This is a genomic window from Alteromonas infernus, assembly GCF_902705815.1.
In genome coordinates this window covers 82,199-101,298 of the sequence record NZ_CACSIG010000068.1, presented here as the reverse complement: position 1 = coordinate 101,298, position 19,100 = coordinate 82,199, and the positions used below count along the sequence as shown (strand labels likewise).

At 44.9% G+C, this 19,100-nt stretch carries 14 protein-coding genes and 1 pseudogene; 10 read left to right on the top strand and 5 right to left on the bottom strand.

Features of this window, described 5'->3' with window-relative positions:
* Both ACX5J7_RS16840 and ACX5J7_RS16835 read left to right on the top strand, forming a co-directional pair.
* A pseudogene (locus ACX5J7_RS16840) lies at positions 1-280 on the top strand (D-lactate dehydrogenase); the annotation flags it as partial.
* A 187-nt stretch (positions 281-467) separates the two neighbouring features.
* Complete coding sequence (locus ACX5J7_RS16835; RefSeq protein ID WP_498707607.1) at positions 468-2,498, top strand: BCCT family transporter; 2,031 nt, start codon at positions 468-470, stop codon at positions 2,496-2,498.
* A 138-nt stretch (positions 2,499-2,636) separates the two neighbouring features.
* Here ACX5J7_RS16835 and mmsB read toward each other — a convergent pair whose 3' ends face one another.
* Together mmsB and ACX5J7_RS16825 are read right to left on the bottom strand one after the other, a co-directional pair.
* Positions 2,637-3,512, bottom strand: a complete 876-nt coding sequence (gene mmsB / locus ACX5J7_RS16830) for a 3-hydroxyisobutyrate dehydrogenase (RefSeq protein WP_498707606.1) — start codon at positions 3,510-3,512, stop codon at positions 2,637-2,639.
* Between the two features lie 14 nt (positions 3,513-3,526).
* Entirely contained in the window at positions 3,527-5,026 is a 1,500-nt protein-coding gene (locus ACX5J7_RS16825; protein WP_020746581.1) for a CoA-acylating methylmalonate-semialdehyde dehydrogenase, read from the bottom strand.
* A gap of 98 nt (positions 5,027-5,124) precedes the next feature.
* Between ACX5J7_RS16825 and ACX5J7_RS16820 the strand changes: the two genes are divergently transcribed.
* The 8 genes from ACX5J7_RS16820 to ACX5J7_RS16785 all read left to right on the top strand — a co-directional run bounded on the left by ACX5J7_RS16820 (position 5,125) and on the right by ACX5J7_RS16785 (position 15,543).
* On the top strand, positions 5,125-6,009 hold the full coding sequence (locus ACX5J7_RS16820; protein WP_498707604.1) for a LysR family transcriptional regulator: 885 nt from the start codon (positions 5,125-5,127) through the stop codon (positions 6,007-6,009).
* A gap of 144 nt (positions 6,010-6,153) precedes the next feature.
* Positions 6,154-7,413 (top strand): sensor histidine kinase, encoded by a 1,260-nt coding sequence (locus ACX5J7_RS16815; RefSeq protein WP_498707602.1) that lies wholly within the window; start codon positions 6,154-6,156, stop codon positions 7,411-7,413.
* A complete protein-coding gene (locus ACX5J7_RS16810; protein ID WP_024016921.1) occupies positions 7,410-8,093 on the top strand; it encodes a response regulator transcription factor in 684 nt (227 codons plus the stop codon). The genes ACX5J7_RS16815 and ACX5J7_RS16810 overlap by 4 nt, the downstream gene beginning before the upstream one ends.
* 136 nt (positions 8,094-8,229) lie before the next feature.
* Positions 8,230-9,747, top strand: coding sequence for an acetaldehyde dehydrogenase ExaC (gene exaC, locus ACX5J7_RS16805; protein WP_020746578.1), 1,518 nt, complete (start codon positions 8,230-8,232; stop codon positions 9,745-9,747).
* A gap of 39 nt (positions 9,748-9,786) precedes the next feature.
* Positions 9,787-11,883, top strand: a complete 2,097-nt coding sequence (locus ACX5J7_RS16800; RefSeq protein ID WP_498707600.1) for a 4Fe-4S binding protein — start codon at positions 9,787-9,789, stop codon at positions 11,881-11,883.
* Positions 11,852-13,042 carry a nitric oxide-sensing protein NosP gene (nosP, locus tag ACX5J7_RS16795; RefSeq protein WP_498707599.1) on the top strand — a complete coding sequence of 397 codons (1,191 nt, stop codon included), beginning with the start codon at positions 11,852-11,854 and terminating at the stop codon, positions 13,040-13,042. Before ACX5J7_RS16800 ends, nosP begins: the two co-directional genes overlap by 32 nt.
* On the top strand, positions 13,029-14,288 hold the full coding sequence (locus ACX5J7_RS16790; RefSeq protein WP_498707597.1) for a PAS domain-containing protein: 1,260 nt from the start codon (positions 13,029-13,031) through the stop codon (positions 14,286-14,288). Before nosP ends, ACX5J7_RS16790 begins: the two co-directional genes overlap by 14 nt.
* The gene (locus ACX5J7_RS16785; RefSeq protein ID WP_498707596.1) at positions 14,272-15,543 is read left to right on the top strand and encodes a sensor histidine kinase; all 1,272 of its coding nucleotides are present in this window, start codon (positions 14,272-14,274) and stop codon (positions 15,541-15,543) included. Before ACX5J7_RS16790 ends, ACX5J7_RS16785 begins: the two co-directional genes overlap by 17 nt.
* Before the next feature lie 56 nt (positions 15,544-15,599).
* Here the strand turns inward: ACX5J7_RS16785 and ACX5J7_RS16780 are convergent, their stop codons facing one another.
* From ACX5J7_RS16780 to ACX5J7_RS16770, 3 genes are all read right to left on the bottom strand, one after another.
* Positions 15,600-16,259, bottom strand: coding sequence for a response regulator (locus ACX5J7_RS16780; protein ID WP_014950680.1), 660 nt, complete (start codon positions 16,257-16,259; stop codon positions 15,600-15,602).
* Positions 16,260-16,531: 272 nt separating this feature from the next.
* A complete protein-coding gene (locus tag ACX5J7_RS16775; protein WP_498707595.1) occupies positions 16,532-17,392 on the bottom strand; it encodes a hypothetical protein in 861 nt (286 codons plus the stop codon).
* A gap of 200 nt (positions 17,393-17,592) precedes the next feature.
* Positions 17,593-18,822 carry a porin family protein gene (locus ACX5J7_RS16770; protein WP_020744234.1) on the bottom strand — a complete coding sequence of 410 codons (1,230 nt, stop codon included), beginning with the start codon at positions 18,820-18,822 and terminating at the stop codon, positions 17,593-17,595.
* Positions 18,823-19,100: the final 278 nt, after the last annotated feature.

Sequence of the window (19,100 nt, the reverse complement as noted above, 5' to 3'; positions counted from 1 at the left end):
TGGCCACTTGTTTTGCCACGTTATGCACCAAAACTACGTGTTGAAAAAAGGGGCTGATGCCAAACTGCTGAAAGGGAAAATTTTAGAAACCTTTGACGCGAGAAACGCGGAATACCCCGCAGAGCATAACGTGGGGCACGAATATTTTGCGAAAGACGCGCTTAAAAACTTCTACCGAGAGTTAGACCCTACCAACAGCTTCAACCCGGGTATAGGTAAAACCACCAAGCGTAAAAATTGGGCCGAGCAGGGCGGCGGATGCTGCGGCGGACACCATTAGGCTTAACTTAAGCGTTAAATACGACAAGGCTGCTGATTTTTGTGTTAAACAAAAGTCAGCCGCCTCATGTTCTATCAACCCATCACGTAAACCAATCTGAACCAAACTAACCACCTTTCAGTAGAAAAAAGAAGTTTATTATGTAGTTGCAGGGTTTGATTTTCCTGTCAATTAAAAAGGACTTGATATGAAAGGCAAAGTACAAAGCTCTACCATTCTGCTTCCTGTATTTATCCCCGCGGTCGCGATCATTTTACTTCTGGTTATTGGAACAATCAGTGACCCTGAACTTGCCGGCGAAGCTTTCAGCAGTACGTTAGCCTGGATAACTCAGACCTTTGGCTGGTTTTATATGTTATCAGTGGCAATTTTCCTTGTGTTTATTGTCTCGGTTGCAGCGTCGGGATGGGGAAATATCAAGTTAGGCCCCGACCACGCTGAAGCGCAATACAGTTTTCCAGAATGGTTTTCAATGTTATTTTCGGCAGGGTACGGTGTGGCGCTGCTTTACTTTGGCGTGGCAGAGCCAGTACTACACTATTCATCACCGCCCGCCGGTGCCGCTGAAACGGTTGATGCAGCAAAACAGGCAATGCAAATCGCGTTTTTCCACTGGGGGTTTCATATATGGGCGATTTACGGGCTTGTGGGCCTCGTTCTTGCGTACTTTGCCTTTCGCCATGGATTGCCGCTATCTATTCGCTCTGCGCTATATCCGCTAATAGGTGATAAAATCTATGGTCCTATTGGGCACGCGGTAGATGTATTCGCTATTCTCGGCACCCTGTTTGGTATTGCTACCACGTTAGGGCTATCTGTTACGCAGATAAATGCAGGGCTCAATTATCTCTCTGGCGATATCCCAATTGATATCATGGTGCAGGTAGGCACTATTGCTATTGTGACTATCGCAGCCACTATATCGGTTATTGCCGGGATGGATAAGGGCATAAAACGGCTATCAATTATTAATATGCTACTGGCAGTTTCTCTTATGAGTACTGTGTTTATTATGGGTGAAACCATTCATATTCTGGAAACCTTCCTTCAGAACACTGGAAGCTATATCAGCGGGATTGTCGAGCGTACTTTTAATTTGCAGGCCTACAGTCGCAGCGACTGGATTGGTAACTGGACGCTGTTTATTTTCGGTTGGACTATTGCCTGGGCACCATTTGTGGGAATGTTCATCGCCAAAATTAGTCGCGGTCGAACCATTCGTCAGTTTGTTTTCGGTGTCATGCTGGTGCCCACTATTTTTACCTTCCTTTGGTTTTCAGTGTTTGGTGATACAGCCCTTAATGCAATAATGAATCAAGGCGTGACAACACTTATTAGCGACGTCCAAGAAAACGAAGCCGTTGCCTTATTCAAGCTTTACGACCTGCTCCCTGGTGCGTCAATTATGTCGGGGCTGACGGTACTACTTATCATCACCTTTTTTGTAACGTCATCAGATTCGGGATCGTTAGTTATTGACTCTCTTGCATCTGGCGGTCTAGAAGAAAGCCCTGTATGGCAACGTATATTTTGGGCGTTTTTAGAAGGTACGGTCGCAGCGGTACTGCTTTTAGCGGGTGGGCTCAACGCCCTTCAAACCATGACTATAGCCAGTGCTTTGCCATTTGCTTTTATCATGCTTATCGCTGCCGCCGGTCTTTGGCGCGCGCTCGTCATCGAAGGCTATAGAAATAGCAGCTTGCAAGCTAATACATTGAACAGAAACCGCGGTCGAGCGGCAAACCTCAAAGGGCGACTGGCGGCGATGGTCGAATACCCTAGTCGTGACCTGGTTCATGACTTCATTAAAAATACGGTGACTGAAGCGATGAGAGACGTACAGTCTGCGCTTAAGGCACGGGAGTGGAAAGCGCACGTTGAATTTGATGAAGACATGGTAAGGGCGACCTTCACTGTGGAACGACATGATCATATGGACTTCATCTATGATATCCGCATAACCGAGTATTTAGTCCCAGGTTTCAGCTATGCTGAAGTGCGCTCAGAAGATGATGAGTCAGAGAAATACTATCGCGCTGAAGTGTTCTTGCGTCGCGGCGGTCAAGCCTACGATATTTATGGCTATGAAAAGGAGAGTATAGCTAAGGATATCTTGGATCAGTTTGAAAGCTACTTGCATTTCCTTGATACCAGTCCAGGGGAACTTCCTTGGGAAATGGATGCTTACGACGATATGCTGCAAAAACCGGAAAGGTAGCAAAGCCGTTTTTACACCTTGTAAAATAAAGGGAAAGCAAACTTGCTTTCCCTTATTATCCCCTAGTACCTGGGTGTTGACCTCAGCGCTTTTTTCCCGTTATTACGCTCATCGTAATGAAACATAAAAGCTTATATACTATGCCAGTCGATTAATTATCGATGAGAAATCCATCCCTGCATTGCCTTCATCGCAATGCATTTCAAACCATTTGGCGGCTAGTTCGCCCATTGGCACTTGCGCATTTACGCCCTTCGCGCCTTGCACGGCAAGACCTAAATCTTTAAGCATAAGTGCAGAAGCGAAACCGCCGGCAAAATCGTTATCAGCAGGGCTTTGTGGGCCTACACCTTTAACAGGGCAATAGGTGGTCATTGACCACGTTTGGCCCGACGCATTAGATGCAATATCGAAGAATACCTGCGCGTCTAACCCGAGTTTCTGGGCGAGCTGGAAGCTTTCACACGTCGCAATCATGGTCGCGCCAAGTAACATGTTGTTACAAATCTTCGCAGCTTGCCCTGCGCCGTGGCCGCCTGCGTGAACAATCTTTTTACCCATGGCGCCAAGTGCGCCTTGGGCTTTATCGAACGCGTCAGCATCTCCTCCCACCATAAAGGTAAGTGTGCCGCTCGCAGCAGCGGCAACACCACCTGATACAGGGGCATCAAGCATCTTAAGGCCTTTTTTCTCAGCGAGCTCTGATACGCTCTTGGCCGTTTCTACATCGATGGTCGAACAGTCAATTAATAAGGTGCCGTCACGCACGTTATCGAGGATCTGATTTGAATAGATATCCTTAACATGTTTACCCGCAGGCAGCATGGTGATGACGATGTCAGCTTCAGATACAGCTTGCTCGGTACTTTGTGCAATAATACAGCCTGCATCTTTGGCTTTTGCCAGTGCCGCTTCGCTTAAATCAAAGGCCATTACCTTGAAATTGTGTTTAACAAGGTTGTCTGCCATGCCTGAGCCCATGTTACCTAGGCCAATAAATGCAACAGTGATCATGATAGTCTCCTCGCTTAGCCCATGGTTGGAATAACAAAGGCGTTGTCGTTCGTATCTGAGCCATCAGGCCAGCGTTGTGTAATGGTTTTCACCTTGGTCCAGAACTTCACACCTTCCATACCGTGTTGATTAGTATCGCCAAAGGCTGAGCGTTTCCAGCCGCCAAATGTATGGTAGGCAACCGGCACTGGAATTGGTACGTTGATACCTACCATTCCCACGTTAACGCGCTGTGCAAATTCACGTGCTGCATGACCGTTTCGGGTGTACATAGCAACGCCGTTACCGTATTGATGGTCACTTGCTAAATTAACGGCTTCATTGAAATCTTTGGCGCGAACCATTTGCAGCACGGGGCCAAAAATCTCTTCTTGGTATGAGCGCATGTTTTTGGTTACGTGATCAAAGAACGTCGGCCCGATGAAATAGCCGTGGCTGTCACTTGGGATTTGACTTGTTCTGCCGTCGTAAACAAGCTCTGCGCCTTCTTCTATAGCAAGGTCGATATAGCTTTCAACGCGCTCTTTGTGGGCTGCGGTAACGACAGGGCCATAGTGGGCGTTAGGATCTTCGCTATGGCTTACCATGATGTTTTTGATAGCCGGAATAAGTTTAGCTTTGAGTTTTTCGGCGGTTTCATCGCCGACAGGAACCACAACCGGTAGTGCCATACAGCGTTCACCGGCGCTACCATAGGCAGCACCTACCAAGTCCGTTACCACCTGATCAAGATCGGCATCAGGCATTACGATACCGTGGTTTTTCGCGCCGCCCATTGCTTGAACCCGCTTTCCTGCACGAGCGCCGCGCTCATACACGTAGTTAGCAATATCAGAAGAACCCACGAAGCTTACTGCTTTAATGGTTTGATCATCTAAAATTCTGTCTACCACTTCTTTGTTACCGTGAACAACGTTAAGCACGCCTGCAGGAAGGCCCGCTTCTATCATAAGTTTCGCTAATTCAATAGGAACAGAAGGATCGCGCTCTGATGGCTTTAATATAAAGGAATTACCGCAGGCAATGGCCACGCCGAACATCCACATAGGGATCATGGCAGGGAAATTAAACGGGGTGATACCGGCTACAACGCCTAACGCTTGGCGCATTGAGTATACGTCTATGCCCGGACCTGCGCCTTCCGTGTATTCACCTTTTTGCGCATGAGGAATGCCGCAAGCAAACTCGATAACTTCAAGGCCACGCTGAATATCACCCTGCGCATCAACCAACACTTTGCCGTGCTCACTTGATAACAGCGCCGCTAGACGGTCGCGATTGGCTTCAACGAGCTCTTTAAATTTAAACATGACACGAGCACGTCGCTGAGGGTTAGTGGCCGCCCATTCAACTTGTGCAGCTTGGGCTGTCTCTATAGCGTGGCTTAGCGTTGAAGCATTGGCTAGGCTTACTTCTGCCTGAACTTCACCAGTATTAGGCGCAAATACCGATGCGGTATTTTCGCTGCTATCTTCAAAGTCTTTACCTGCAATAAAGTGAACAATCTTTCTCATGATCTGGCTCCTGTAATTTTTAACAATATTGAAACCTTGTGTTTGCAATAGCAATACATATACTTGCAGTATTATGCTGTAAAAATGCAGGTGCTTAGGTGAATTGGGATGACATGCGGTTATTTCTTGGTTTAGCAAGAAATGGGCGGGTAGCTATTGCAGCTAAGGGGATGAAGGTAGATCCTACAACGCTCATTCGTCGTGTAAAAAAGCTGGAAGACTCTTTAAACTGTAAATTATTCGAGCTAACCAAAAAAGGCTATGTACTTACCACGCATGGCACAGAGTTGGTCACGTATATTGAGAAAGCCGAGCATTATTTTTTAGAAGCGCAAAATGAACTGGACGATGAGCGTTCACACTTAGCCGGTAGTATTCGAGTGAGCGTTTCAGAAGGGTTTGGTAGCTGGTTTTTAGCGCCTTTACTACCAGATTTTAAAAAGCGGTATCCGGGCATAAGTATTGAGCTTGTAGCAACCAGTGGTTTTTTAAACCTGAATAAGCGGGAAGCCGATATGGCTATCCTGTTGGAAAAGCCCAGTAGAGGCTTATTGGTGACTCAAAAGCTTACCGATTACAATCTTTACCTTTACACTCACCAGTCACTTATCAAAAAACGAAAGCCTGAAACTTTGCAGGACTTAACATCGTATAATCTCGTCAGCTATGTGCCCGATTTGGTATACGCGCCGCAATTAAAGTTCATTGAAGAGACCGCTTTGTCACAGTTAAGTGCGCTTCGCAGCACCAGTATTAACGCGCAGTATCAAATGCTTATTAATGGCGCTGGCGTAGGCATTTTGCCGAAATTTATGGCTGAAACTCAGCCAGGTTTAGTTAGGCTAATCGAGAACGACATTCACATTAAGCGCACATTCTGGTTGGCAACGCATAAGGAAACTCACTCTCAAGCCCGTTTCCAAGTATTTACGCAGTGGCTTCAAGAAAAGGTTGAGCGTTATCAGTCGAGATTTATTGATTAAGCGAACTGACTAAGCCCTACATTCCACTATTTAAAGGGGAATTTATCCTACCTTGGTAGGATGAATTCGCCCCTATTGCAGGATGTGCTTTTCACCGCGGCCTGTATAGCATGACTCTGTATTAAAGAGGTTGCAGAGGCAGTTATGTCGGGTTTTACAAAAATATCTACAGCGATAGTGGCCGTTTTCATTAGCTGTTTTTTACTCTTTACCTGTCTTGTTTATTTTCATATACAAAACAATATTGAAGAAGAAATGACAGGCGCACTTAACCAAGTGCGGGAAATGGTCAGACGCAATGTACCTGTTTCTGACATTGAGGCTATTGTTAAGCCAAGTCCTCATTTATCTGCCAAATACTTTTCAGGGCGCTTGAGCACAGACCAAACTCAAGTAAACATCGTTAACCAGCAAAATGTATTAGTGCCCGTTATTATCCCCATAAAAGAGAATCAGTACCTTATTGTCACTCCTTTCGAGAATACGGAGTTAACCCAAAACCTTACGTTTTTTGCTTTAGTGGCAGGCCTTTTCTTTGCAACATTTGTTTTACTACTGTTTACATTAAGCATTGCCGTCAGGCAGCGGCTTGTGCCATTAAGACAGCTTGGCGACGCGCTTTCGAAGTTACGAGAAGGAAAAGCCACACAACCGCTTCCTCACTCAGATATTGCTGAAATGAACAGGGTAATTAACCAATTCCAGCAGCTAAAAAGCGCGCTAGATGCCAAAGAAAAGCAGCTGATTAAAATCGACAAACAATTGGCGCTACTTCAAGAGCAAGAGCGGAACTATTTAGCCAGGGAGCTTCACGACAACGTGGGGCAATTGCTGACTACGATAAAAGCTCATGCGTATATTCTAGTCAACACTAAAGAGCGTTCGGTGGTAGAGCTTTCGGCCCAGAAAGTGCAGGTGATGTCACACCAAATAAGTGACGCTATAAGAAAACTCACGGCTCACCTTCACCCTCTTGTATTAGATAGAGTATCGCTACAGGCATCGCTTGAGCGCTTAGTATATGAACAAGAAGTAGCGCAACCTGACACGCAATGGGACGTATCAATTAACCTGAAGCGTTATCAGGAGGATACCGAGCGCGACATCCACCTTTATCGTTTTGTTCAAGAAGCCATTAACAACGTAATTAAACACGCTAAAGCCACAAAGGTTAGCATTCAAATTTTGGGCGATACGCATAGCGTCACTGTGACAGTTAAAGACAATGGTCGAGGCCTTGGAAATCATATAGTAGAAAATATTGGAATGTCGTCAATGCGAAGTCGGGCACGCTGTATTGGCGCAAATTGTAGCGTCGCATCGCCCGATGAAGGCGGAGTTGCCGTGTCGCTCTCTCTAACACTTAGAAAAGAGCCGCCTATGTTAGGCGCAAATGTCGCATGAATATCCTCATTGTAGACGACCACGCCGTGGTAAGAGAGGGCTACAAAGCATTGCTTAACGCCATGATGCCTGATTGTCGTATTTTTGATGCTGAAAACGGCGCGCAAACCCATCGTTTATTAGCCAGTAGTGACATTGAGATCTTAATCCTAGACATAAACCTTTCAAATGAAAGTGGCCTTGTTTTAGCCAAGATTTTTTTGAAGCGACATCCAGATTTAAAAATCATCTTTTTCAGCATGTTCGAAGACAGTGTCATCCTTCACCGCGCCATGCAAACGGGGGCCATGGGTTACATCAGTAAAAGTAGTTCCCCAGAAATTCTTATCTCAGCTATTAAGGTTGTTGCAAAAGGGCAAAAGTATATTGAGCGCGGGCTGGCGGTAAATTTAGCCAATCAGCTTCTCGATACCAGTGTGGATATTGCCGATAAACTAACAAAACGAGAGTTCGAGATATTTATAGCGATAGCGATGAATAAATCCCGCTTCGATATTGCTAACGAGCTAGGCCTGTCTGCCAAAACCGTGTCAAATGGACTGACGGTGATTAAGCGTAAACTCAATGCGGTGCCCTCTCAGTTTTCTGCCATTGCCGCCAAGCACGGTTATATCGGAGATACGGAACTTTCTGCGTCAGCATCTGTGTCATTTGTTAAAAATAGTGAGAAGTCGTCATAGGTTTCCCCTCCTAAAGTAGGAGTCAAATCGGCCTATTGCATCATGGTGAGCGCGGCCTAAAAGTACCATTATCAAACTACACAACAAACCAAGTTACTGCGCGGGGTACGCGCAACGATATCAAAAGGTATTTCTTATGATTTATGCAAAGCCAGGTAGTGAAGGTTCAGTAGTAAGCTTTAAAGAAAGCTACGGTAATTTTATCAATGGCGAGTGGGTCGCACCGGTTAAAGGTGAGTACTTCACTGCAACATCTCCAGTAGATGGCAGTGATATCGCACAGGTTCCGCGCTCGACATCAGAAGATGTCGAGCTGGCACTCGATGCTGCCCATGCTGCGAAAAAAGGATGGGCAGAAAAATCTGTTGCCGAACGTTCAAATGTCTTACTCAAAATTGCTGACCGCATTGAAGAAAACCTTGAGCTTCTGGCCGTAGCTGAGACATGGGATAACGGTAAGGCCGTTCGTGAAACCCTAAATGCAGACATCCCGCTTTGCGCCGACCACTTCCGTTACTACGCTGGCTGTATTCGCAGCCAAGAAGGCACTATTGGTGAAATTGATAAAAATACGGTGGCGTATCACTTCCATGAACCTTACGGTGTAGTTGGTCAAATTATTCCTTGGAACTTCCCACTGCTGATGGCGGCATGGAAACTTGCGCCAGCGCTTGTTACCGGTAACGTAGTGGTTTTAAAGCCTGCGGAACAAACGCCGGTATCTATTTTATTGTTTGCAGAGCTCATTCAGGATTTATTGCCACCGGGCGTACTTAACATTGTTAACGGGTTCGGCGCAGAAGCGGGGCAAGCCCTTGCAACAAGCACTCGAATTGCAAAAATTGCGTTTACGGGTTCTACACCCGTTGGCGGACATATCCTTCGCTGTGCCGCTGAAAACCTTATTCCATCTACGGTAGAGCTTGGCGGTAAGTCGCCGAACCTGTTCTTCGCAGATATCATGGACCATGAGCCTGAGTTTATCGATAAGTGTGCCGAAGGTTTAGTGCTTGGCTACTTCAACCAAGGTGAAGTATGTACATGCCCCTCACGCGCGATTATCCAAGAAGACATTTATGATGCCTTCATGGAAAAAGTATTGGAAAAAATTCAGAAGATCAAACGCGGTAACCCACTAGACACAGAAACCATGGTGGGGGCGCAGGCATCTAACGAGCAGTTTGAAAAAATCCTTAAGTATATTGATATTGGTAAGTCTGAAGGCGCGCAAGTTGTCACCGGTGGTGAGAAAGAGCAATTACCGGGTTTCGACGATGGCTACTACATTCAGCCGACTATCTTGAAGGGTGAAAACCACATGCGTGTTTTCCAAGAAGAGATTTTTGGCCCTGTTATCGCGGTGCAAACCTTTAAAACGGAAGAAGAGGCCATTGAAATTGCCAACAACACGAGCTTTGGCTTAGGCGCAGGCGTATGGAGCCGCGATGCGAATGTAGCATTCCGCGTAGGTCGAGCGATTGAAGCAGGTCGCGTATGGACGAACTGTTATCACTTGTATCCAGCTCACGCTGCATTTGGCGGCTACAAAAAATCGGGCATTGGCCGCGAAACCCACAAGATGATGCTAGATCACTACCAGCAGACAAAAAATCTATTGGTAAGCTACGACATCAACCCACTTGGTTTCTTCTAAGTAGAGATAGGGCGGCGATTACTGCCGCCCGCTACTTTTATGCGCATCGCATTTATCTCAATCATTTTCTTGCTGTTTCTCAGTACCAATGTGTTGGCGCAATCTGACGCCACAGACATTCCAGCAGACATTAACAAAATATTTCCCAACGCTACACGCGTGGGGGAAATGCACACCGACATCAAGGTAACCCCGGTCTATCAGCTTCAGCAGCTACTCGGATACGTTTTTGAGTCGAATGACTTTGTCGACTTCATTGGCTTTTCAGGTAAACCTGTTAACGTAGTGATAGGGTTAGACCCCCAAGGTAACTTTATTGATCTTTTCGTCAAACAGCACAACGAGCCGATTTTTTTGCATGGGCTTGGCGAGAAATCCATGTTTGATTTCGTTGCTCAATATCAAGGGCACAGTGTCAAAGAGCGTTTTATCATTGGTGGGAAAAGCAATGTAGGCAAAGACGCTACCTATTTTGATGGGGTTACGAAAGCCACCGTATCGGTGCTGGTTATCAACGATACCATCGTGACATCTGCATTAGCCGTCGCCAGAGCTAAGCTCGATGGCTTTGTTGCGCCTAGTAATAATATTATTAATCCAGACTTTTACGAACCTCTTACTTTTAGCGAATTGGTGGACAAGGGCTACATTCAAAAGCACCAGATTACTCAGCAAAATACCGAAGGCCTTTCGAGAGAAGTGGTTCGGGCGGTTGACGATATCCAAAGCGAGTTTGCTCTTGATGGTGACATCATTGCCGAGCACTACTATGCGTTTTTAAGTCTTCCTATTGTGGGGAAAAACCTGCTAGATGAAGAGGAATTTGCTCGGTTACAGGAAAATCTAAATCCGGGTGAAATGGCACTGATGGTGCTGAATACGAAAGGTTTCAGTTTTATCAGCGATGAGTTTATTCCCCAAACCACACCTGAGCATTTACGGGTGTCTCAAGGCGGCTTTCCCACAGCTATCCGCGATATCGATTTTTATAGCTTCTATGCCCCTGCATTTTCACAGACATTGCCCGACTACAATGAGATTAAAGTACTACGAGTAAAGTCGAAGGGCGGGTTGTCACTTGACCAAGAAATGGAAATAGCGATTAGTGTGCCGTTTAAGCCAAGTTTCTTCGAGCAAGATGAGCATCTGTTCCCTTTGAAAGTGACACTGCCTAAAGAACTATTTATGGAAAATCCTGAGGCTCAGTTAGCGAAGCCCATTCCGTTGTGGCAGAAAACTTGGAGGGACAGAACCTTAACGATAAGCATCACCGTTGTTTATCTTGTAGCGCTGTCGTTGTTTTTTGCATTCCAGCAAAGGCTAACGCCTTACACCAAGTTTGTGCATACAGTGCGGGCATTTTCCCTTGTGTTCGTGCTGTTTTTTATTGGCTTTTACGCTCAAGGGCAACTGTCTGTTGTCAACATATACACGCTGCTGCTGGATATTGTCGATGGATTTTCCTTAGAGGTATATCTTCTCGACCCGGTCATTTTTATTTTGTGGAGCTTTGTATTTGTCTCGTTGTTTATCGTAGGGCGGGGACTATTTTGTGGCTGGCTTTGCCCCTTCGGCGCACTCCAGGAAATGATGGGAATACTGGCTGAAAAGCTCAGGATAAAACAAATTAGAATTAAGCCACAGCACCACAAACGGGCGCAAAAAATTAAATATGTATTGCTTATAGGCCTAGTTGCGTGCTCGTTCTATTCGCTAAACCTTGCGGAGAAGCTCGCTGAGATAGAGCCGTTTAAAACGTCCATAACCCTACACTTTGTTCGATATTGGCCCTTTGTGCTGTATTCGGTTTTATTGCTGCTACTTAGCTTAAAAATTCATAAAGTGTACTGCCGCTATTTGTGTCCACTGGGAGCAGGGCTTGCCATTCTGGGGCGTTTCCCTTTAGTTAAATTGCTTACACGTAAAGATGCCTGCGGTAATCCGTGTCAGCTGTGCAAACAAAAGAAATGTGGTATTGATGCTATAGAACAAGACGGCAGCATTGACTATGCTGAATGTATTCAGTGCCTTGAGTGTGTGGTTACGTTAGATAACCCTGACTTGTGCAAAATCGATAAATATAAAAAGAAAAAGGTGCCAACGCGTGTCAAAAACCTCAATCCTGTCCGCACTTAGTCAACCTGCTAATAGCCAGGTTAACAATGACAACCAAGCTAGCTTATACGGTGCTAAAGAAGCCTGTCGCGATGTGGCCAATGAGATTTTAGCTAACGTTAAGTGCGATGAAATAGAGCTATTACTCTTTCATACCAGCACGCTGTTTGACTTAGATGCCGTAGCAAAAGAAATCACCGCACGCTTTCCGCATGTGAACATTGTTGGCTGCACCAGTGCTGGAGAATTTAATAAAAATGGGTACGGAACAGAAAAACTTTTGGCCGTCGCGTTTTTGAAAAACGAATTTTCTATTGCCACAGCATTGGTGCCTAATTTAGGCGAAATAAACTTTGATGAAGCCCACGATATTGCCAGTGGTTTGCGCCGAGCCTTACAGGGGAGGGAGCGTCGTTACGATACAGAGCAGCACTTCGTTATTTCTGTGCTCGATGGACTTACCCGCCATGAGGAACATTTTCTAGAAACCTTTGCGACCGCATTTGGCAATATTCCACACTTAGGCGGTAGCGCTGGCGACGATTTAAAGCTTGAAGCCACCTATGTGTTTTACAACGGTGAATTTCATCGAGACGCAGCAGTACTGCTGCTTGTTGGCACTGGAAAGCCCTTCACCGTGTTCTCCATTGATCACATTAACTCTCCCGTATCGAAGCTGGTGGTCACCCACGCCGACCCTGAGTCGCGAACCGTGTATGAGATTAACGGTGAACCTGCTGCGCAGTATTACGCCAGTTTATTGGGAATGAAAGCTGAAGACTTAACGCCGGATGTGTTTTCCATGTTTCCCCTTGCAGTGATGGTAGGTGGCAAATATTTCATCCGCTCTATTCAAAAAGTAGATTTGGCCACTAACGGCATTACCTTCTACTGCGCGGTAGATATTGGCATTATTCTTACATTTGTTCAGCTGGGTGACTGCATTGAAGCATTAGAAAGTAAACTAGACAAACTGCGTGCTCAGCTTGGCGAGCCCGAATTTGTTTATGCTTGCGATTGCTTTTTGCGAAGGCTCGAAATTCAACAGGGCAAAAACGACCACGAAATAAGACGGCTACAGCAAAGGTACAATGTCGCGGGCTTCAATGCCTATGGCGAGCATATTCACTCGGTTCACTTGAACCAAACGTTTACGGGGGTGTATTTTGCAGCCCAATAATCAATTTACCGACGTGGAAGCGCTCCAAAAGGCCCTTTACGAACAACGGCGTGAAAACGAAAAGCTTGAAAAAATAAACGCAGCGCTGATGTATCGCATGGAAGAGGGTGGTTTTAATCATCACAGCTACCGCGCCTTCGAACATTCAGTTCAACTTTCTGAAAAAGTGAGTCAGAAAACAGAGGAGCTACAGTCAGTACTGCAAAAGCTGGAACAGTCAAACGCCGAACTGGTGCGTGCTCACGAAGAAACCCATCAGGTGAAGCAGCGTTTACACGACGCCATTGAAAGCACCAATCAGGCGATGGTGTTGCTAGATAGACTGGGCGGGATCATTTTCTTTAATCGGCATTTTGAAACCGTTTGGGATGACCTTTCCATTACCCCTAAAATTGGCGATAACTATTACGATATCACCCAAGCTGCCAAGCATTCCGGGGTTATTCGCCGTGCACTGCCTGCCGACGTGGAAGGTAGGATGATTTACCAGTTGTCGAACAAACGCTGGTATCAGCTGACAAACCGACCGACTCAAGAAGGCGGGAACGTTATTCTGTTTAACGACATCACTGAAGTAAAACTGCTTGAATCGAATCGTTACGAGCAAGTCATTAAAGAGAAAAACAAGCTGTTGCAAAGCCTTATCGATAATATTGATGTTGGAATATTGCTCATTGATAAAGAAGGTGGCATTGCGTTTTGGAATAACACGTTTTTGACCCAGTCAAACGTGCCCCAGCACGTACTGGTAAACAGTAAGAATATTTATGCCCTTCAAAATAACCGTCACTGGAGCGGGCTCAACCTAAACCCGGTGGGGCCAAGTACCCAGATTATACACGAGCAATTGGTGGTTGAACGCAACATCACTACACTGCCCGACGGCAATACGCTGTGCACGTTCACCAATGTTACATCGCAGCATCACTACGCAGAAACGCTGAAGCAAAACGAAAGCTGGATCCGCATGATAACCGATAATGTACCGGCGCTTATTGCTTACATTGGTACCGATAAAAAGTTTCAATACACCAATAAAGGTTATCGCGATTGGTATGGCGTTAGTGAGCAAGACATTAATGATATGCCTATGGATCGAAGCCATCTGAAAGAGGTTTACCCCAATCTTATTCAGTACTTGCGCCGTGTTAACCAAGGCGAAGTGGTGAGCTTTCAAAGCAAAGAAAAAAAATGCTCATGGCGACGTTGGCTTTTTACAGAAAGTTTATTTGCCTCATTTCAATGAATCTGGCGATATCACCGGGCACTTTGTCTTGGCAACAGACGTGTCGCAGCAGGTAGAAAGCCAACTCCAGCTTAAAGCGGCTAAAGACCAATTAGAATCGAATGTAGAAAAGCGTACCCGTGAACTCAATCACGCCAACATCGCCCTTCAAGAAGCCATTGATTCAAAGAGCAAATTTTTGGCTGCTATTAGCCACGATCTTATGCAGCCCCTTAGCGCTGCCATCTTGTTCAACGAAACATTGAAAGATCAAGTGGATAGTTCATCCAGCCCCATTGTTGCCGCCCTCGATAATTCACTGTCTGATTTACATGGCCTTATTCGCACGCTTATTGAAACATCCAAACTGGACGCTGGGGTGTTACAGCCCGATAAGCAGCAAGAAAATGTATTGCCGTTACTTATGCAGCTAGCCGAAGAGTTTACGCATATCAGTAAAGACTACAGTGTAGATTTTCGCTATCGCTTGAAAGAAGCCTTCGTGGTGACAGACGTGAACTTACTTTCTCGAATATTGCGAAATTTATTAATAAATGCAATGAAATACGGTGCCAACGGCAAGGTGTTACTGGCAGCACGAAAGGTGAATGAGAACCTAGAAATTAGCATCTATGATCAAGGTGTGGGTATAAGCGAAGACGATCAGAAAGTTATTTTTAAAGAGTTTTCCAGATTAGAAAACGATTTTAACTACTCTTACAGTTTGGGTCTGGGATTATACATTGTAGATAAAATGAGTAAGTTGCTAGAGCACGATATTCGAGTGCGCTCGAAAGAGGGCGTAGGCGCATGTTTCACGGTGACCATTCCTATTACCGAAGTGTGTGATACGAGTCAGGAACAAGACTATCTTTATACTTTGGAGCCATCGTTACCAGATTACGTTTTGGATAAGCATATATGGCACATTGATAACGATGCGAATATGCGCATTGCTATGCAAACATTGTTCGCAAACTGGGACATGGAAGTAGACACTTTCTCAGGTTTTGAACAATGCAGTGCTGTAAATAATGGCAGTTTTGACGAGTGCGACATGCTTATTGTCGATTACCACCTAGATGAAGAAGAAACCGGTTTAGACATTGCGAAACGCGTAAGAAAAATCGCGCCTTCAATGCCCATTATGATTTGCACCGCTAATCACTCAAAAGCGTTAGCGAATGAACTTGAAGGCACCGACATTCAGCTGCTGCACAAACCTGTTAACTCCGCGGTGCTTAAGGCGGCGCTAGTCTCAAGCTTGAATGGCTAAAAGTATAGGAACATCGGGCCTGTTAATCTTCGGTGCACAGCAAAGATCAACAGGTCTTAATTAAATACGTATTGGTTAAAGTCGATATTCGCGGCACTGGCCACAACTTTTACTCGGTTGCTGGCGCCTAATTTTTTGAGAATAGATGAGACGTGAGACTTAACCGTGGTTTCAGAAATATTAAGCTCGTAGGCAATCACTTTATTGGCTAACCCTTGAGTTAGATATTTCAGTACAGTCAGCTCTTTTCGTGTTAATGAACGAATTTGCTCAGGCGAAATACCGTTGTCATTGGTCATGCGTGTTCTGGTAGACGGCGTTCTCAATATCTCTGATGGTAAACACACGTTCCCTTCAAAAATACTCTCGATAGATGTGGCGATTTCTTCAATCTTGCTGCTTTTTGAAATAAAGCCAACGGCACCATAAGAAATGGTTTGCAGTATATTTTGCTTTTCCGTTTCAGCGGAAATAATCACTACAGGTACGTTAGGGTGTTGGTTTCGAATTTCTAAAAGTCCGTTTAGGCCACAGGTTTCCGGCATATTTAAATCAAGCATGATTAAGTCGAACTTCGCGTCTTGCTCTAGTAACGTTAACGCTTCAGAAATTGAATTGGCTTCGAGGGTTTCTGAGTCGGGAAACTTTTTCCCTAAGATAGTAATCATTGCGTGACGAAAAATAGGGTGGTCGTCAATTATCAGGATACGGTGCATGGTCTTTCCCTCAGCTAAAAAAGCGACATTTGCCGCTGGCCTTGTGACTTATTTGGGCTGGCGTTTTATTCACACATAAGCCTTTTAGTAAGACAAAATTATGGCGTAAATGAAACGCTTCAAAGTGACCAAATTCCCCGAAATATTAAAAGCTAAACAGTCACTTCACGTGTTTACAATGTTAACATTAATATAACATTAAGTCAGGCCTAATAAGACCAATGGCTTATAATAAAAAAGCACGTAAGACCAGTACTGACGGGACTTTCGTTCTATAACTCGTCAAGTAACTGCCTTCTTTTTTCGGCGTATTCTGTTTCGCTAATTAGGTTTGCCTTTTTTAGTGCGTCTAACCGTTTAAAACGAGCAACGATATCGTTTTCTGCTGGTAAGGGGGCCGAGCCAGCTACGTCTTTCTTACTGGGTGTGTTTTCCCTATTCGCTGGGGAAAGTGTTTCCTTTTCTACAGGTGCTTCAAATGCCAGCTGACTCGGTGCGACCACCCAATCGAAGCGATTTTTCGTTTTCAGTTCTATACCAGGTGCGGAAAAAGAGAGTGGGGAATCGAATGAGAACTTTGCTTGTTTCCGGTTACCAAAATCAAAGTCGTATTTTACCAAGCCCTGAGAAGTAGGATCATAAGCCATTTCGTAGGCTTTATTGGCTACTTTATCGAACTCGCCAATAAGAATATTGAGCTGGTCGTCTGCAACGAAAATACTGCCTGCAACGTAATACGTTTGGGTTTTAAGGCCTGCCAAATAGCGCTTCTCTTTACTAAGGGCAAAAATTACGTCTTGCTGAGCAGTCGCTGTTCGCAGCGCCTCAGGCAGATAGGCGGCAAGTAACGCAACTTGTTCGTTGGAAAAAAGCGGCGTCGACGTATTTTTGTTTTTAACCACCTGAATAGCGCTAAGTATGGCGGATACATCCTGCTCGTGTAGCGTAAAGGGGTGTTGGTTGGCACGCATGCCGCTGTCTACTTTGCTCGGCTTTTCAACAAGGCGAATAAAATTGTTTTTGTCCTCCTGAAATATGACCTGTGCGTCTGCGATATGTACTGTCGTTATGAAGAGTAGGGCTAACAGAATGGGTTGAGCTGAACGTAATGAAAATAGAGATATATTTTTCATGATCTTTCCTTTTTCAATAGGAAAAGCGAGAGTGAATCTCGCTTTTTTATGTCATATATTTTAGCTTAATTTTAATTTCTTATTTAAGTGCAAAATTAATCAGTTTTTTATCATTAATTAAATGAGTCGAGTAATTTTTAAATTTCAGAGTAATTAGATATAAGTTCAATGTTAAAATATGACTGATTTTTAATTCTCAATTAAAAGAACACAGTGCCACCTAGTTGAATTAGGGTTAAGTCTTCTGCGCTGTTATAAATTCCTTGCGCAGATTCTGAACCATCAATATCTAAACTTAGGTTTTCGTATTTCGCGTACACCAAGAAGCGCGATCCAAAATATTGTTCTGCTGCAACGCCCCACTGACTAAGCTCTGAGCCGGTAACGCCATCTAAATGAGCCATGCCGTATTGGTCGTTATAACTGGCATATTCAGCATAGAAAGCAGAATCACCAAAGCGATTAAACTGTTTTCTTATGCCTGCTTTAAAGTAATAAGCATCCGTATCGTCACCCGACCCAACAATCGCATCGTCAGCTTCTTCCATCTGATAAGTGGCTACCCCAAATACTCCTGATTCAAGATGCATGACGCCAGCTTGCAGTTGCAGCGTAGTTGAACTGTTGCCGCCAACATTGCTACCGCCATCTTTATTCACTGAGTAGCCTGCGTGAAGGTTAGTTTTGAAGCCTTCGTGCTCAGCCGCATACTTAACCGCAATATCGTAAATTTCGTCGTTTGCATAACCGACCGCAATACTCACGTTTCCCATTTGAGGAAGATCGTAGCGCACGCCGTTGCGATATATGCCGTTACAGTCAATACCAATACCCAAGCCAGGCGTAGCTAAGCACTGAGCAAATTGACCCCACGCGACATTGGTTGAACCTTCTTCTAGGCCTCGAATAAAGAAGCCATTTGCTCTAAATAATGGTGAAATGCCTGACCAGATTGTGCCAGAAGGATCGGCTAGAACGGCAATGTTATCGGTGGGAAGGCTTTGTAAACCAATGGTGATTTTACCCCAGTCGCCGCCAAAGTAGAGGCTGCTCCCTAATAAGCCTATGTCGCCACCATTGAAGGTGTCTAAGTTATCCTGATTGGCAAACAAAAGCGGGGTTTGATGGCCACCACCGGCGTAGTTAGGTGCGCCTGAAAGAGGTTCGATAATGACCTCAAAGCCTACGTCCATGCCTTGTTCTTCCAGTTTGTAGTTCCCTGAAAGCGTAATACGGCTGCCTAGGGTTGTACCATTGTCTGATAGTTGTGCCACATCACTACCCACACCGTCGTCATAATAGGTTAAGCCTTCATTTATCCATCCAGAGATATTCCATGAATAGGGCTCGTCTTGGGCAAAGCTATGGCTACTGACCGTGCTTAGAATGGCAATAGATAAACAGGTTTTTGTAAATGTATTCTTTTTCATTTTACTGTCCCAATATTGGAAGTGTTGATTAATTACAGTGGTTTTTTATTTTTATTTTCGACTGGTTTTAATGCTTTCGGTGTCCAGTAAATTGATAATAGGTTTTATTGAATTTTGAACCATCGGCCGTAAGGCGTGTTAATCTCCTTCTTTAGTAGCGGGAAAATTAAATGTATAAAGCATGAAAAACGCGACCACTGTGAGAAAGTAAGTCGCGTTTTTTGATTTTTGTCTCAGCTTTTATGTCGATAAAAACGCGTGTGGTAACAACTGCTATC

Bases quoted from the DNA above. Each gene is read 5' to 3' on its own strand.
- mmsB (WP_498707606.1), bottom strand. From the start codon at position 3,512: ATGATCACTGTTGCATTTATTGGCCTAGGTAACATGGGCTCAGGCATG.
- ACX5J7_RS16810 (WP_024016921.1), top strand. From the start codon at position 7,410: ATGAATATCCTCATTGTAGACGACCACGCCGTGGTAAGAGAGGGCTAC.
- ACX5J7_RS16835 (WP_498707607.1), top strand. From the start codon at position 468: ATGAAAGGCAAAGTACAAAGCTCTACCATTCTGCTTCCTGTATTTATC.
- ACX5J7_RS16825 (WP_020746581.1), bottom strand. From the start codon at position 5,026: ATGAGAAAGATTGTTCACTTTATTGCAGGTAAAGACTTTGAAGATAGC.
- ACX5J7_RS16780 (WP_014950680.1), bottom strand. From the start codon at position 16,259: ATGCACCGTATCCTGATAATTGACGACCACCCTATTTTTCGTCACGCA.
- ACX5J7_RS16800 (WP_498707600.1), top strand. From the start codon at position 9,787: ATGCGCATCGCATTTATCTCAATCATTTTCTTGCTGTTTCTCAGTACC.
- ACX5J7_RS16775 (WP_498707595.1), bottom strand. From the start codon at position 17,392: ATGAAAAATATATCTCTATTTTCATTACGTTCAGCTCAACCCATTCTG.
- ACX5J7_RS16770 (WP_020744234.1), bottom strand. From the start codon at position 18,822: ATGAAAAAGAATACATTTACAAAAACCTGTTTATCTATTGCCATTCTA.
- ACX5J7_RS16815 (WP_498707602.1), top strand. From the start codon at position 6,154: ATGTCGGGTTTTACAAAAATATCTACAGCGATAGTGGCCGTTTTCATT.
- exaC (WP_020746578.1), top strand. From the start codon at position 8,230: ATGATTTATGCAAAGCCAGGTAGTGAAGGTTCAGTAGTAAGCTTTAAA.